Origin of the sequence: Aurantimicrobium photophilum (genome assembly GCF_003194085.1) — a bacterium.
Taxonomy (GTDB): Bacteria; Actinomycetota; Actinomycetes; order Actinomycetales; family Microbacteriaceae; genus Aurantimicrobium; species Aurantimicrobium photophilum.
In genome coordinates, this window is record NZ_CP023994.1 from 1274670 (window position 1) to 1290466 (window position 15797).

A 15797-nucleotide genomic window follows, 5' to 3' on the forward strand; every position below is an offset into this window, starting at 1 on the left:
TTGGCTCAAGCCTTCTCGGTAACCCTAGAAACAATCGCAATCACAACAAAGGAGTATGTAATGCGTAACAAGTTCAAGTTACTGGTCGCAATGGCTGCTGTCGCAGCACTTGCTTTGACCGGTTGCGCCGCATCAGGCGGTGGCGAAGCCGAAGACAAGCCTTTCAAGGTTATTGCCTTCACCTCCGGAAACCAGACACCTGTTGGTGCTTGGTGGGTCAAGGCAGTTACTGCCAAGGCTGAAGAGCTTGGTTGGGAACTCACCATGATTCAAGGTGACTTCGACTTCCAGAAGATGAACCCAGCTGTTGAAAGTGCAATTGCACAGGGTGCAGACGCAATTTTTGATGGTTACACCGACTACGCATCCATCAGCTCAATTACTGCTGCCGCTGCTGACGCTGGAATCCCCATCTTCGCAATGGACAGTGGTGTTGAACCTACCGATGCATTTGCAATCAACGTCACCACTGACCAGCAGGGCATCGTGGACAGCACCGTCGAAGCGCTCTCTACTCAGCTCGGTGGCCTCAAGGGCAAGAACATCATGGTTATCGGTCACGACCCACACGCTGGTATTCGTGAGCGTTCCGGACTTGCATTCGACGCTTTCAAGGCAGCTGGAGCAAACCTTGCTGGTGGCGAAATCCAGCAGGTACAGTCTCCTGCAACCGGTCGCACCGAGGCACTTGCACTCGTAGCTGACTACCTGGCAGCAAACCCTAACGGCCTGGACGCTGTTTGGGTTGGTTGGGATGACGCAGCACTGGGTGCATCCAAGGCCATCACCGAGGCAGGTTCTTCCGCCAAGGTAACTGGTGTTGACGCAACCAGCGAAGCTATTGCTGAAATCCAGGCTGAGGGCGCATTCCTCGCAACCATCGAACAGCCTTGGCCTTCGATCTTGGAAACCGTTATCGGCTACATGCTCGAATTCCAGAAGACCGGATCTCTGCCATCCTCGAACTTCGAGACCGTGGGTACCACCCTGGTTGACAAGGTCAACGCAGCAAAGATCACCCCTTCGGACAAGCTGTAAAGCTCATCCACTAGCAGTGGGGGCGGGACAGTCCCCCGCCCCCACTGCACCCCTCACCAACTCCTCACCAACCACCATTTCTTAGAAAGTTCAACTCATGCGTTTAGAAGGCAAAGTCGCCATTATTACTGGTGGAGCTAGCGGTATCGGTCTCGCGACCGTCAAAAAGTTTGTGCGCGAAGGCGCAAAGGTTCTCATTGCCGACATCAACCTCGCTCAGGCTGAGGCAGCTGTTGCAGAAATCGACGCCCTGGGCTTCCCCGGCGCGACCGCAGCTGGTCAGGTCAATGTCTCTATCTATAAAGAGGTCGAAGCAGTCGTGGCACTCGCCGTGAAGACATTCGGCAAGCTCGACATCATCTTCAACAACGCCGGTATTGCTGGCGGTAAGCCACTGCTGGATCACGACCCCGAGGTCGACTACATGCCCATGATCCGCGTTGACCAGGACGGTGTCTACTACGGCATCCTGGCTGCAGGTCGTCAGTTCCGTGACCAGGGCACCGGTGGTGTCATCATCAGCACCTCCTCGATCTATGGCGAGCAGGCAGCAGAGCTGGCCTTCTCCTACAGCGCAGCAAAAGCAGCGGTCATTTCGTTCACTCGTTCAGCAGCATACGAACTGGCTGAGTATGGTGTCCGTGCCGTCGCCATCACTCCTGGCCGTGTGGGAACACCGATCATCAACCAGTTCAGTGACGAGCTCAAGACTCTGTTCGCATCTGAGCAGATGCGCAACAAGCTCACCCTGCCTGAAGAAATTGCAGACACCGTCGCCTTCTTGGCATCGGATGAAGCCAATGCCATCAACGGAACTGTTGTTCACGTTGATGATGGCTACTCCGCTTTCAAGCAGCGCTTCGACCTGCCCTCGTTCTAGTAGAGCCAAGGAGAGCCTCATGACTTCCGCGAACCCCGTGGCATGCCTGATCAATGTCCTCATTGGTGATGCATCACCTGAGGCTCTCCCCAGCTCCCTCGATTCCCTCAAAAACCTGGGCTACACCCACGTGGTGTTAGGCCCCATGGATCCTGCAACTCCTGACGCACCCGCCATCAAGCAACTCTTTGCTGAGCGTGGCCTCTCGCCCATCACCATCTTCGGTGGACAGTCTCCCGAGACGTCTGTGGGCTCAGAAGACGCTGATGTTCGCGCGGCTGGCCTGGCAGCCATGAAGGCCACGGTGGATCTCACGGTTGCCTTGGGCGGAACCCAAATGAACGGAGTTCCCTACGGAGTATTTGGTAAGCCAGATGCGCCAGCACCTTCCGGGTACTTTGCCCGCGCCGCCCGCGAAGTGGGCAAGGCTGCCGAATACGCTCATGATCGTGGCGTGACCATGACCTTCGAGGTCCTCAACCGTTACGAAACGTCTCTGATCAACACTGCAGTTCAGGCCATGGACTTCGCCGAGCTCAGCGAATCAGAACACCTCAAGATTCACCTCGACACCTTCCACATGTCCGTTGAAGAAGCAGACATGTTTGCGGCCATTACGCACGCCCTTCCTCGCTTGGGATACCTCGAGTTAGGCCAGTCAGGACGTGGAAAACTCAGCACAGGTGTTGTTGATCCTGTTGCTGTCGTTTCTCACGCGCTCAAATCCGGCTACACAGGACCTATTGGCGTGGAAGCCTTTACGCGCACAATTCTTCCCGGATTTGTGAGCGATGCTCTGGCTATCTGGCGTGAGCCCTACACCTCTGGCCTCTCCCTAGTCACGGAGGCGGCTGAGCTCATTGAGCAAGGTGTGCACGCCAGCAAGAACTAAAGATTCAACCGCACCACATGACTTACTTTCCCTCCACTAATGACCACTGAGACCGAAGATACGAGACGACAATGAAGATCGGAATTCTTACCTCTGGGGGCGACTGCCCCGGATTGAATGCCGTCATTCGTGGCATCGTACTCAAAGGCTCAGAGGCTTATGGGTTCGACTTTGTCGGCTTCAAGCACGGCTGGCGCGGTGTCGTGGAGGGTAGCTTCATTCCTCTCGCAGAGGAACACGTGCGCTTCCTCGCTAACCAGGGTGGAACAATCCTGGGTTCCTCTCGCACCAACCCCTATGAGGGACCTTTTGGTGGCCCTGAGAACATCAAGCGCATGATGCTCAAGCACGGCATTGACGCCATCATCGCCATTGGCGGTGAGGGAACTCTTACTGCTGCACGTCGCCTCTCCGAAGAGGGAATCAACATCGTGGGGGTGCCCAAGACAATCGACAATGACATTCAGGAAACGGATTACTCATTCGGCTTCACCACAGCCGTGGAGATTGCCACCGATGCCTTGGACCGTATTCGCACCACTGCAGAATCACACGACCGCTGCATCATCGTGGAAGTCATGGGACGCTATGCAGGGTGGATCGCCCTCCACGCCGGCATGGCAGCCGGAGCAAATGCCATCTTGATCCCTGAGCACCCGGTCAGCTTGGGACAGATTGCCGAATGGGCACTCGAAGTCCGCGACCGTGGCAGTGCACCTGTATTTGTCGTCTCTGAAGGCTTCACCCTCGAAGAGATGGATGAAGCCCACTCTCACAAGGGCCTGGACCCCTTCAACCGTCCCCTCCTGGGCGGCATTGCAGACATTCTTGCTCCCCAAATCGAAGCATTGACCGGGATTGAAACCCGTGCCGTGTCCTTAGGTCACGTTCAACGCGGTGGTGTTCCCAGCGCCTATGACCGTGTCCTGGCCACGCGCCTCGGCATTGCTGCCGTTGATGCCGCCCATGACGAACAGTGGGGTTCCACCGTCGTTCTCAAGGGAACAGACATTGAAACCGTGAGCTTGTCCTCGGCAACCCAGGAACCCAAGTCTGTCCCCGAATATCGTTACTACGAAGCCGCTGCCCTCTTTGGGTAATCCCCCACACACAGGAGATCACAATGGAATTCCTCGTCAGATTTGAAATCAACCAGCCCGAATCCATGACCGCTGACGAGCGCGAGCGCCTGCGCGGAATCGAACGCGCACGCGCGATGGAACTGCGCGAGCAGGGCATCCTCAAGCGCCTGTGGCGGGTACCTGGTCGCCGCGCAGTGGTGGGGCTGTGGGAAGCACCTGATGCCACTGCCCTGCATGATGCCCTGGCTTCATTGCCCATGTTCCCCTGGATGGATGTGGACGTGGAAGCCCTCGCCACCCATCCTCAGGAGATGTGATGTCAAGTAAACCTGTTGTTGAAGGAACCTACGTTTTCGGCATTGAAGACAACCGTCGCGGTTATGCCCTGAACAAACTATGTTCCACATTCACCTCTGCCGAGAACCGTCAGCTCTTTCAAGATGATGAAGCCGGCTATTGCGACAAGTTTGATCTCACTCCTGAACAGCGCACGGCCATTCTGGAGCGTGACTGGGTGAAGATGCTTGACCTCGGTGGATCCATTTTCTACATCTTCAAACTGGCACAACTAGATAAGAAGTCTGTCCAGTATCTGGGCGGGATCTTCACCGGCATGAGCACCGAAGAGTTCATTGCTGAGCTCAAAGCAGGAGGTCGACACTTTGGCTGAGATTATCTGGGGCCTGGCCACCAGCCACGTTCCCTCCATTGGCGCCGCCATGGACAACGCAAAGACCCACGACGACTACTGGAGCCCCCTCTTTGACGGCTACCAGCCCGCTCGTGATTGGATGGCGCACCACACCCCTGACGTTGTGTTGATTGTTTATAACGACCACGCCAACGCCATCGACCTGGATTTGATGCCCACTTTCGCGATTGGCACCGCATCCCACTTCCCCGTCGCAGACGAAGGATGGGGACCTCGCCCCGTTCCACCAGTTTTAGGACACCCTGACTTAGCCACCCACTTAGTGGAGTCGTTGATTGATGAAGAATTTGATATCACTGTGGCCAACCAACTCCAAGTGGATCACGGCTTGACCGTACCTTTATCTGTCTACACACCTGAGCCAGGAGATGCGTGGCCCTGTCCCGTCATTCCGGTTTTGGTGAACGTACTGCAATACCCGCAGCCGACCGCCAAGCGCTGCTACGCCCTCGGCCAGGCCATTGGTCGAGCCATTCAGTCCTACCCCGACAACATTAAGGTCGCTATCTTCGGCACTGGTGGCATGTCTCATCAGCTCTCTGGTGAACGCGCCGGGTTGATTAATGAAACTTTCGACCGGATGTTCTTGGAGAAGATTCAAACTGACCCCCAAGCCCTAACCCAGATTTCACGTGAGGAATATATCCGTGAAGCAGGCTCCGAAGGCATTGAATTGATTATGTGGCTCGTCATGCGCGGTGCCATGAATTCCAGCATTACTCGTATTACGGAGACCTACCACGTCCCTGCATCTAATACCGCAGCAGCGTTAGCCCTGTTTGAGAACTCGGAGAGCCCCTCATGACCACATTTGTCCTCGTTCACGGCGCATGGCACGGCGGCTGGTGCTGGGGTCGCGTAGCCCCCCAGCTACGTGCCGCAGGCCACACTGTCTTCACCCCGTCCCTCACCGGTCTCAGTGACCGCGCCCACCTCATTTCACCTTCGGTGAACCTGAGCACCCACGTTGAGGACATCGTGCGCATGCTCGACGCTGAGGACCTCACAGATGTGGTTCTCGTCGGCCACAGCTACGCCGGCATGGTGATTAGTGGCGTTGCAGAGCAACGCCCAGAACGCCTACGCCTGCGCGTTCACCTCGACGGCTTCCTGCCCGAAAACGGCGAAGCAGCCATCGACATCCTCCCTGATGTCCCTGCTTCCCACTACCGAGAAGCAGTCAAGGGTCCCGGCTTCGGTTGGATGATCCCACCACGTTCACTCGAGAAGCTTGGCGTGACCGACCAGGCTGACATTGACTGGCTCACCCCACGCCTGACGCCACAGCCCTTTGGCACTTACTGGGAGAACATTGTGCTCACTGAGGCCTCAGAGTCAGTTGCCGGCGTCTATATCGAGTGCGTGGACTGGATGCGTGTCTTCACGCGCTTTGCGGAGCGTGCAGCTGCCAAGGGCTGGCCCACTTATGAGTTGGCCACCTGCCATGAGGCTATGGTCACTGCACCCAAGGAACTCCTCGAGATGCTCCTTGAGATTGACGCTAGGCACTGAGTACGAGCGCTACAAACTTCGAGGCCCCCAGACCAGCAGGATGGGGGTTTCGAACTTTAAGTGTTTCTAGCGCTTGCGGTGAATGGACTTCATGCGCGTGTATGCACCAATGGCCTCAGGGCCATATTCCATACCGATGCCGGAGTCTTTCCAGCCACCAAATGGGGCAGCCAGGTTAGAACCATAGAAGTTGATACCAACCGAACCTGACTCAATACGACGAGCCAATTCAGCACCATGGTTGGGATCTTCCGTGAAGATCGAGCCACCTAAACCAAAGGGAGAATCATTGGCAATGTTGACGGCGTCGTTTTCATCCTCAAAAGGAATGACCACGAGGACAGGGCCAAATATCTCTTCCCGTGCCACACGCATCTGGTTGTTCACATCAGCAAAGACAGTGGGCTTGTTGTAGTAACCACGGGTAATACCCTCTGGCATTCCCGATCCACCCACAGCAACACGTGCGCCTTCTTCTTGACCAATACGGATGTAGTCGGCAACAGTGGCGGCCTGCTTCTTCGATGCAGAGGGACCGTAAACCGTTGCAGGGTCGAAGGGGTCACCGATAACGGTGTTGCCCACCACGGTCGCAACAGCATCGACAACATCGTTGTAGATGGAGCGAGGAGCCAAGATGCGAGTGGAGTTGTAGCAGGTCTGTCCCGTGTTGCGCAAGCAGGTGCGGTTGAGCATCGAGGCAAAGTAGTCCAGGTTGGCATCCGGAAGCACGATGCTTGCGGACTTTCCACCAAGCTCAAGGGTGACAGGGCGTAAGAGGCGTCCGCACTGCTCAGCGAGAAGGCGTCCCACACCAGTGGAACCGGTGAAAGCAACCTTGGCCACGAGTGGGTGCTCCACTAGTGCGCCGACGACATCGCGGCCACAGGTGATGAGGTTGAGAACACCTTCAGGAATTCCAGCAGCCTGTGCTGATTCCATCAGAATGCGCAGATCCAGTGGAGTCTCCGAGGCAGGCTTGATCACGACGGTGCAGCCAGCGATGAGTGCTGGAGCGAGCTTGACCATGACAAGTGCAACAGGGAAGTTCCAGGGCGCAATGAGTGCTGCCACACCACGAGGCTGGCGAACCACCTCAGTGAACTGGTCTTCCACGCCAGGGAAAGGACGCTGGTCGATCTGGTCGACGTAGTCGGCAAGGCCTGCGTAGTAGCGCAGAAGCTTGCCCGCGTGACCGGCAGCCTGACGGGTTTCGGTGATACCGGTACCGTTTTCGCTGGTGATGATCATCGCCAGACGCTCTGCGCGGGCTTCAAACTCTTCGGCCAGGCGAATCATCATGGCAGCACGAGCTGGTGCCCCGATGTCACTCCAGCCGGTGCCGCGGAATGCGCGCGAGGCCGCCTGAACGGCAGCGTCAATGTCCTCAACGTTAGAGGCGGGGACAGCTCCCCAAATTTCTTCGGTGGAAGGATCAACAATCTCGATCTTTTTGTCGGAGCGAGACTTTACCCAGTCACCGTTGATGAAGTTATCGTCGTGGTATTCCTCGAGCGTGGTCATGATGTCCTTACTGAATGACGTCGAGCTTGAGCAGTTCAATAGAGCGGGCAAGCTCTACTTCTGCAATGGCACGTGCTTCGGGGGTGATTAGCTGGCCATAGATGGTGTCCTCTAAGCGCAGGCGAATCTCTTGAGGAGTCTTGCCAAACCAGAGAGCCGAGAAGGCCATACCGGTGGGCTGGAAGCGCCACAGGCGATCAGCATCACGCATGATGGCATCTTCGATGCCGTCATGATTGGGGTCAGTGTCGTGACCGTCAATGATCTTGCAGACAGCTTCGACAACTTCTTCGCTATATCCGAGTGGAGGCAAGACCTCGCGGGCAATGTTGCATCCTTCAATTTCATGCAGAACACGAACGTCTGACTGCATCGCGTTTTCGCTCCGGAAACCCTCGGAGATGATGCGGTCTTCGTCAACGCGAGCCCAGCCAGTGTCGTGGAGAAGGATTGCCAGACGTGTCACGAGTGAATCTGCCTCGGGGTGGTGATCCAGCAGCAACTCGGCAAAGTTGAAGGACAGCGGCAAGTGAATGTCGTTAGCGCGGGTGCGCAGGTAGGGGCGAACGGCCACCCAGACGGCGTCGAGGTTTTCCCATTCGCCACGTGGGCTTGCTCCGTTAGCCAGAGTGGGGATGTCACCGAGGACATGCGTGTATTCCATAGTCATTTTTCTTTTACGCTTCCCCGCCCGTAATGAGCGTTTTGAGAGGAATGGAGGAGTCTGCTGCCGCATCAGCAGGGATGTTTGCCCCTGCATTGAGTGCGCGGCGAACGGCCATGTAATCACTGACGTCGTTGACAGCGTCGATGGCCAACAGGGAACCGTTCTTGTAATAGAGAACGGAGAACTTGTCCGCGGCCTGATCACCACGAATCACGGTCTGGTCATATCCGGAGGAGAGCCCAGCAATTTGGAGCTTCAAATCTGCTTGGTCTGACCAGAACCACGGAACAGCACGATATGCCTCGCGCTGACCCATCAGAGTCTTGGCGGCAATCTTGGCTTGGTCCACTGCGTTCTGCACTGATTCCAAACGAACAGTGCCTTCGTGGCCCAGCGGGTGAGGCAAAATCACGGCGTCACCGGCAGCCACCACGTTGGGGTTGGAGGTCTCGGCATATTCGTTCACCACGATGACGCCGTCTTCCATCTCGAGAGCGAGCTGGTCAGCGAGTTCACCGCGAGCGGTCACGCCGATACCCACCATGACGATGTCAGCAGGAACGACAGAACCATCAGCCAGCTGAACACCTGTGACTTTGCCGGCATCTCCAATGAGGTGTGAAACCTGAGCGTTGAGGTGAACGGTAGTGCCACGCTTTTCGTGAGCTGCCTTGTAAAAGTCGCTAACAATGGGTGACACTGCACGGCCCATCAGGCGAGTGCCGGACTGCAAGACGGTAACGTTCTTGCCCGCTTTTTGTGCGACAGCAGCTACTTCAAGACCAATGAAGCCACCGCCAAGAACGACGACATTGTTGATGGAATCCCAGCGCTGCTTGAGCTCTTTGGCATCGTCGAGGTGGCGCATGTAGAGCACACCATCTAGATCTGCACCATCAACCTTGAGCTTGCGAGGATCTGCACCCGGAGTCAAAGCGAGCCTGTCGAACTCGTATGTTTTGCCCGAGCTACCCTTAGCAATTCCGCCGCCAGGACCAAACTCCACGTGCACAATCTGTTCACCGGTGACCACGCCAATGTTGTTTTCAACATAGAAGTGTTCGTTGCGGAACTCCAAAGATTCTTCATCCATCTCGCCGGCAAGATATGCCTTCGATAGTGGTGGGCGCTGGTAGGGAGCATATGCTTCCTCACCCACAATGGTGACATCACCGACATAGCCTTCGTCGCGCAGCGACGAGGCTATTTGCATGCCGGCTTGTCCGGCACCGATGATGAGAATCTTTTCCTTCATGATGACTACTGCTTGGGAGCGATTCGAACCTTGAGGCCGTCGAGCTCTGCACACATCTTGATCTGGCAGGACAGGCGAGAAACGGGGAGACGCTCGGACTCAGCACCGTCGAGCATGTCATCTTCGAGGTCAGAAACTTCGCCGGCAGCACCAACGAAAGCCTCATCAACATAGACGTGGCAGGTTGCGCAGGAGCATGCTCCACCACATTCAGCAACGATGCCCTTGACGCCGTTCTTCACAGCGATTTCCATGACGGAATCACCGTCACGAGCTTCGAGGGTGGTCTCAGTTCCGTCGGGGGAAATGTAAGTTACGTTCGGCATGTGTCTCTCCTGTTTTATGTTTCTGTCTCTGAAAAGTTTTAGATGAATTGCTTGCCGCCATCGACCACGAGGGTCTGGCCGGTGATGTAACCGGACTGTTCGCCGGCAAGGAAAATAGCGGTTCCCACGATGTCTTCGGGCTGGCTGGCACGCTTGATAGCACCGCGGTCCACGCCATAGGTCTCGGCGTCTTCCATCAGGCTCAAGCTGGCTTCAGTCAGGGTAAATCCTGGAGCAATGGCATTGACGGTGACGCCCTGTGGGCCCACTTCACGAGCCATCACACGGGTCATGCCGATCACGGCGCCCTTGGACGCGACGTAGTGCATCCACAGTGGCGAACCGCTGAAGACAGTTGCGGAGGCAATGTTCACAATGCGACCACCAGGCTGAGCCATCTTGGGATAAACCGAGGCTGAACACAGCCACGCGCCCTTGACGTTCACGTTCATGACGCGATCCCATTCTGCAGGGTCAATCTCGGTGAAGGGCTTGCGGGTCAGCGTTGCATAGATGGCTGCGTTGTTGATGAGCACATCAATACGTCCAAACGCATCCAGAGCAGCTTGGGCCAGAGCATCCGTGGATTCTTTGCTGGTGACATCGACCTTAACGGCAATGGCTTTCGCACCAGATGCATTCAGCATCGAGGCGGTTTCTTCCACGCCTGCCTGGTCAATATCGGCCACAACGAGCTGGGCGCCTTCGGCAGCGAACCCCTGAGCAAAGGCACGACCTAAGCCACCGGCTGCGCCGGTGACAATGACAACTTTGCCGTCAAACTGTGGTGAAGCACCCATTAGGCGACATCCTCTCGGGTGTAAGTGTGAGCAATTTCTTCGCTGAAATCCATGCATGCCGTAGTCACAAGTACTCGGGACATGGCCTTTGCTTGGTCAGTGAAAAGTTCGTTATACGCGCGGTAGGCACACAACCGCAGGGATTGTTCAGCATCAATGCCAAACCAGTCCATCACGACGCGACGGCCGTGAGGAGTGACGCGCCAGACCTTGTCTGAGTCCTTAACCAGGGCGTCATTGGTGTTGATGGTGACCAGACGAGTGTCGTGGCCATCAATGATGTCCACGATCTGCACGATGTCTTCTTCAGGAACACCGACCTGCTCGAGGATTTCCCGCGCAATGCGTGCACCCTCTTTTTCGTGCTGAATGATCAAGTGGCGCAGAGAGTCATCTGCTCCGGGAGCAATGGCTTCCAGCGCTAAACGCTCATCGACCGTGGACCAACCCGTGTCGTGGAGAAGTATTGCGGGAAGCACGATGTTTTCATCAGCTTCAGGAATCTGGGAGAGCAGTGCTTGTGCGATCGAATACGCATAGAGGCTGTGCGCATCGTTATCGCGGGTGCGAAGGAAATCCTTCGCAAGGGACCAAATCGCCCCATCCCGCTCGTTCAGTTCAATCATCCCGGGGACTCGCGATGCGTCCGGAATCTTTCCGGTGACATCGCGGCCCAGGTGATTGACAACTGGTGAGTGGGATGGGGTCGACATGGTTTATTCCTTAGTGGCTGCTTACTTAGCCAATGATTTCGACGGTACCGTTCGAGCCATCGACTCGAAGCTTCATACCGGTCTTGATCTTGGTGGAAGCAGACCCGGTACCGGTGACGGCGGGAAGGCCGTACTCACGGCAAACGATAGCCGCGTGGCTCATCATTCCACCGATGTCGGTCACCGTTGCGCTGATCTTGCCGAAGACAGGTCCCCAGCTAGGTGCGGTCACAGGAGCAACAAGGATTTCACCTTGCTGGAGCTGGTCGAGCTCCTCTGGTCCCATGATGACGCGTGCCTTACCCTCAACAACACCGGGGGATGCTGCCATACCCTTGAGCTGGTTGGGGTCGCCCTCGTCGCCGCCAAGCCACTGCTGAACCTGCTCGGTGGTGATACCCCAGAGCATGATGGTGAATGGCTCGTTGATCTCTGCGGGAGGCTCGTTGAATGCAGGCTCGGGGCGTGCAGTCATCAGGGCGTCCACGATCTTGCGACGACGCTCGATCTCCTGTGGCCAGTAGGTAGGTGCGATGCAGTCAGCGCCAACACCCCAACCGGTTGCGAGGTCGAAGAGTACGGGACGTACTTCGTCGCGGGTCAGGTAGAGCATGTCATCTGGCTCAGTCCAGAAGCCGTAGCTGTGGAGCAAACGAGACAGCTGACGAACCTTGCGCCAGAAGACGCCCATGGTCCAGTGCTCAATGTAGAAGTTGTGGTCTTCTACGTAGGGGTACACGGTGCGTGCAAGACCGAGCTTGCCGTTGAAAGTCTCGAGGGCTTCGCCGTCGAGAAGTTCAGCGTATTCACCGGTGATACGGTCGCGCTCTGCAATGAGTGCATCCTTGGGGCGGTGAAGCTGCTCGCCCTTGGCTGCGCGGACAACGTAGTCCTGGATGTAACCCATAGGCAGATCGAGGTTGTCACGCCAGTAGACGTCAGAACCGTAGAAACCGTTACCGCTGGTGTAGTTGAACCAAGGCTCCTGAGCCTTCTCCCATGCAGCAATCCACTTCTTGCCGTCTGCAGAGCCTGCGAGTTCAGCAAGGGTTCCTGCTGCGTCGAGGTTCATAGCGAAGACAGCGGTGAGGTTGTGCTTCACAGCGAGGTCAGCGAGGTCCTTGAGCTCGTCATCGGGACGGAAGAGAACCGAGTCCACACCCATCACCATCTTGGCGATAGCCAAGTCAGGGATGCCGGGGAAGGATTCCTTGCAGAAGCCGAAGAAGTCGAGGTACGCGACGTATCCCAGGTTCAGGAACTCGAAGTGGTGCTCCCAGTTCTTGTATGCCAGCTGAATCAGACGGTCGTAGTCAGCCATCATCTTGGCGGTGGGGTCAATACCAGCACCGCTGGTGATGACCTCGATGTCAACCATGTCTGGGAGAGCTTCGAAGTTGATAGCGTCCATCTCTTCGATGGTTGCAAGAACCTTCTTCTTCCAGTTCTCCAGGAGGGAATCCCAGTTCTGGAAGTAGAAACCAGCGCGCTCCATGAAGTGAGGGACGCGGTCGCCGATGAGCTCAGGTGCAACAGCAACAGGGCTCATGTAGCAGAAGCCGTTGTGGATGCGGAACTCAATACCGTTTGCGGGAGGAATGATGTAGTGGCGAGTGTTGTACGCACCGAGGCAGCGAACGGCGAACTCGACACCGACGGTCTCGAATGGCTTGAACACGTTGGGCCAGTGCTGCGAGTCGCAGAACCAGAACTTGGAGTTTTCCTTGTCCTTCAGGTTGTCCTGGAAGACGAGGTTGTATGGGTAGAGGTCTTGCCAACCTTCAGCACCCTTGGGTGCTGGCAGGTCATAAGGCGAGACGAAGCTCTTGCGAGCGGCGCTTGGCGTCATTGCTTTTGCCTTCTTTCCGAACATGGGGTGGTGCCTTTCTCATCGTCGAGATTGGTGGAACAGGGGGTGGATCTGTGGTGCAGGTGGTGCCTTGTTGGTGAGGCTTTACTTGCGGTCTCCGATTTGAGCCATCAGCGACTTCGTGATCGCTTCAATACCGGAACCGGTGGAAGTGATTTTCACTTCCTGCTTCTTCTGTGACCACACCGTTTCGGGGCGGCTTTGCAGAAGGAGAACGTTGGAACCTGCAGGCAAGTCGGCGTCGATGGCCCACTCGATGTCCTGAACTGTTCCGTAGTGCTTGTGAGCCGCCTTAGCCAAAGTGGCAACCTGGATGAGTTCTTCATCGCTCAGGCTGGGGCTGTTGCGGCGCTCTGCCTCAACTTCCTTGCGGATCACGGTGCCGTGTCCGGAAGGAACGAGTTCTTCGTGCTTGTCCGAGATGATGCGGTTGATGATGTGCATCATGACTTTGTCGATCAGGAAGTTATCTGGAGTGACTTCACCGGAGACAACCATCTCGCCGAGACCCCAGCTGGAGTCGACCACGATCTTGGACTTGTCACCGTTGCTGGGGTCGATGGTCATCGCGACACCGGAGGTGCGGGAGTTGACCATCTTCTGCACAGCAACTGCCATGGACAGGCCCTCATCGGAGATGTTGTTCGCCATGCGGTAGGTGATGGCACGTGCGGTGTAGAGCGAAGCCCAGCACTCACGGATCTTCTGCATCACTGCTTCCTGGCCAATGATCCACAGGTAGGTGTCCTGCTGTCCAGCGAAGCTGGCGTCAGGAAGATCTTCAGCGGTTGCACTCGAGCGCACAGCTACAGGCACTTCCCCGCCACAGAGTTCCATCAGGGTGTTGTAGGCGGCGATGCTCTCGTCGCGGACATCAGCAGGAACTTCCTGAGTCATGATGAGCTCGCGGATGTGTGCTGCACGAGTGTCTACGTCCACAACATCGTTGGGGTCAAGACCCGCCAAGTGCTTCACGATGTGATCGCGCAGAGTGGTCTGGTTCATCACGGCGTCGAATGCATCGGTGGTTACGGCGAATCCGGGAGGGACTGGCATACCGGCGCTGGTCATGATGGCCAGGCTGGTGCACTTGCCACCTAGACGGTCGTGCTCGGGGGTTTCGGTGCTGTCAAAAGCGAAGGTGTACTTACCCATGGTTTTCCCTTACTTGGTCCATTCAACGGGCACCGACGTGGGCACACGGAAGGAGAGGTTTTCAATGAAGTTGATATCTGCTCCTGGCATCAGGCGCAGCGTGGGGATTTTCTTAGTGATCTCTTCCAGAGCAACCTTGCCCTGCAGTTTCGCAAGGAGGTTTCCGAGGCAGAAGTGGATGCCGTAACCGAAAGACATGTGGTTACGGGCATTTTCGCGGCCGATGTCGAATACATCGGGGTTCTCGAACACGCTGGCATCGCGGTTTGCCGAGCCCATGAGCAGAAGAACACCAGATCCTTCAGGAATCTTGACTCCGGCGATTTCTGCATCGCGGGTTGCCTTGCGACGCCAAGCCACAATGCTTCCTGCCATGCGCAGCACCTCGTCAATGGCGCCTGGAATCTTCTCGGGGTCTTCCACGAGAGCTTGGTAGGTCTCAGGGTTCGACAGTAACATGCGCAGTGAGTTTGAAATCAAGGTGGTGGTGGTTTCGTGGCCAGCGAAGAGCATCGAGTACAGCAGTGATGCAATTTCGTGGTCAGAGATGTCGTTGCCCTCAGCCTGAAGCTTCAACAGGTCTGCAGCGAGGTTGTCTTGTCCGGGGTTTGCCTTGTTGCTGGCCACAACTTCCTGGCAGAAGTTCCAATACTCAACGAGGTTGTGTGCGTGAGGAATCTGTTCTTCATCGGTGAGCTCTGCCCACGTCATTAAGGCACGGCTAGCCGACCACTTCTTGATTTCGGGAATGCGAGAAATGGGAACACCAAACAAGGTCAGGATGGTGATGGTGGGCAGGTCGTTGGCGATGTCGCTGAGAATGTCTCCGGGTTCTCCCGCGGCGAGCATCTTGTCAATCATGATGTCGACGTTTTCGCGGATGGCGGGCTCAAGGACCTTGTAACGGCGAGGAGTGAATGCCTTGGATGCAACAGTGCGCAGGCGCGTGTGCTCTGGCGGAACGCGAGCGGAGAGTCCTGAGTAGGCGGTGAAGCCGCCTTCTTCCATGATCTTCTTGGCAGGAGCGCCCATGGGGCGAACGGGAGCCTGAGCGTTCTCGGAAGAGAAAGACTCCCAGTCTTCGAAGGTGGCCTTCACGTCGTCATATCGAGAGACGACGTAGTAGCCAATGCGCTCATCAAACATCACAGGCTCTTCGCGGCGAAGCTCAGCGTAAGCAGGGAAAGGATCCTTCATGTTGAAAGGTTCGTATCCGTGGTGAGTTGTTGCACTCATGTGCGTTCCTCCTTGAACGTGCGTATCTTCATAGTCGACCCGTTAGAGGTAAACACCTAGAGAGTTTTCTCACTCAGTGAGAATCGGGGTCAAAGTTAATTCTTTCTCCCCGAAAAGACGGGGAAGTTACGCGAG

17 protein-coding genes are annotated in these 15797 nt (G+C 56.3%); 8 read left to right on the forward strand and 9 right to left on the reverse strand.

Annotated features, from left to right (window positions below):
• Window positions 1-60 precede the first annotated feature (60 nt).
• The 8 genes from AURMO_RS06335 (at window position 61) to AURMO_RS06370 (ending at window position 6116) form a co-directional block, all read left to right on the forward strand.
• Window positions 61-1038, forward strand: a complete 978-nt coding sequence (locus AURMO_RS06335; protein ID WP_110234141.1) for a sugar ABC transporter substrate-binding protein — start codon at window positions 61-63, stop codon at window positions 1036-1038.
• 97 nt (window positions 1039-1135) lie between these two features.
• Window positions 1136-1918 (forward strand): SDR family NAD(P)-dependent oxidoreductase, encoded by a 783-nt coding sequence (locus tag AURMO_RS06340; RefSeq protein WP_110234143.1) that lies wholly within the window; start codon window positions 1136-1138, stop codon window positions 1916-1918.
• A 19-nt stretch (window positions 1919-1937) separates the two neighbouring features.
• On the forward strand, window positions 1938-2810 hold the full coding sequence (locus AURMO_RS06345; protein WP_162532693.1) for a sugar phosphate isomerase/epimerase family protein: 873 nt from the start codon (window positions 1938-1940) through the stop codon (window positions 2808-2810).
• Between the two features lie 71 nt (window positions 2811-2881).
• Window positions 2882-3910: a 6-phosphofructokinase gene (locus AURMO_RS06350; protein WP_110234147.1), complete on the forward strand. Its 1029-nt coding sequence runs from the start codon at window positions 2882-2884 to the stop codon at window positions 3908-3910.
• A gap of 23 nt (window positions 3911-3933) precedes the next feature.
• Complete coding sequence (locus AURMO_RS06355; RefSeq protein WP_110234149.1) at window positions 3934-4209, forward strand: muconolactone Delta-isomerase; 276 nt, start codon at window positions 3934-3936, stop codon at window positions 4207-4209.
• On the forward strand, window positions 4209-4562 hold the full coding sequence (locus AURMO_RS06360; protein ID WP_110234151.1) for a protocatechuate 3,4-dioxygenase: 354 nt from the start codon (window positions 4209-4211) through the stop codon (window positions 4560-4562). Before AURMO_RS06355 ends, AURMO_RS06360 begins: the two co-directional genes overlap by 1 nt.
• Window positions 4555-5409 carry a class III extradiol dioxygenase subunit beta gene (locus AURMO_RS06365; protein ID WP_110234153.1) on the forward strand — a complete coding sequence of 285 codons (855 nt, stop codon included), beginning with the start codon at window positions 4555-4557 and terminating at the stop codon, window positions 5407-5409. The genes AURMO_RS06360 and AURMO_RS06365 overlap by 8 nt, the downstream gene beginning before the upstream one ends.
• Window positions 5406-6116, forward strand: coding sequence for an alpha/beta hydrolase (locus AURMO_RS06370; protein ID WP_110234155.1), 711 nt, complete (start codon window positions 5406-5408; stop codon window positions 6114-6116). The genes AURMO_RS06365 and AURMO_RS06370 overlap by 4 nt, the downstream gene beginning before the upstream one ends.
• Window positions 6117-6182: 66 nt before the next feature.
• On the opposite strand, the gene AURMO_RS06375 is transcribed toward AURMO_RS06370, so the two are convergent.
• The 9 genes from AURMO_RS06375 to AURMO_RS06415 form a co-directional block, all read right to left on the reverse strand.
• On the reverse strand, window positions 6183-7640 hold the full coding sequence (locus AURMO_RS06375; protein ID WP_110234157.1) for an aldehyde dehydrogenase family protein: 1458 nt from the start codon (window positions 7638-7640) through the stop codon (window positions 6183-6185).
• Between the two features lie 7 nt (window positions 7641-7647).
• Window positions 7648-8304: an HD domain-containing protein gene (locus AURMO_RS06380; protein ID WP_204163602.1), complete on the reverse strand. Its 657-nt coding sequence runs from the start codon at window positions 8302-8304 to the stop codon at window positions 7648-7650.
• A 13-nt stretch (window positions 8305-8317) separates the two neighbouring features.
• A complete protein-coding gene (locus AURMO_RS06385) occupies window positions 8318-9562 on the reverse strand; it encodes an NAD(P)/FAD-dependent oxidoreductase (protein ID WP_110234161.1) in 1245 nt (414 codons plus the stop codon).
• 5 nt (window positions 9563-9567) lie between these two features.
• On the reverse strand, window positions 9568-9888 hold the full coding sequence (locus AURMO_RS06390; RefSeq protein WP_110234163.1) for a 2Fe-2S iron-sulfur cluster-binding protein: 321 nt from the start codon (window positions 9886-9888) through the stop codon (window positions 9568-9570).
• A 38-nt stretch (window positions 9889-9926) separates the two neighbouring features.
• The gene (locus AURMO_RS06395) at window positions 9927-10688 is read right to left on the reverse strand and encodes an SDR family NAD(P)-dependent oxidoreductase (RefSeq protein ID WP_110234166.1); all 762 of its coding nucleotides are present in this window, start codon (window positions 10686-10688) and stop codon (window positions 9927-9929) included.
• On the reverse strand, window positions 10688-11401 hold the full coding sequence (locus AURMO_RS06400; protein ID WP_110234169.1) for an HD domain-containing protein: 714 nt from the start codon (window positions 11399-11401) through the stop codon (window positions 10688-10690). Before AURMO_RS06400 ends, AURMO_RS06395 begins: the two co-directional genes overlap by 1 nt.
• A gap of 25 nt (window positions 11402-11426) precedes the next feature.
• Entirely contained in the window at window positions 11427-13250 is a 1824-nt protein-coding gene (locus tag AURMO_RS06405; protein WP_110234903.1) for a PEP-utilizing enzyme, read from the reverse strand.
• 105 nt (window positions 13251-13355) lie between these two features.
• Window positions 13356-14426, reverse strand: coding sequence for a PEP/pyruvate-binding domain-containing protein (locus tag AURMO_RS06410; protein ID WP_110234172.1), 1071 nt, complete (start codon window positions 14424-14426; stop codon window positions 13356-13358).
• Window positions 14427-14435: 9 nt separating this feature from the next.
• The gene (locus AURMO_RS06415; RefSeq protein ID WP_110234174.1) at window positions 14436-15662 is read right to left on the reverse strand and encodes a cytochrome P450; all 1227 of its coding nucleotides are present in this window, start codon (window positions 15660-15662) and stop codon (window positions 14436-14438) included.
• Between the last annotated feature and the right edge of the window lie 135 nt (window positions 15663-15797).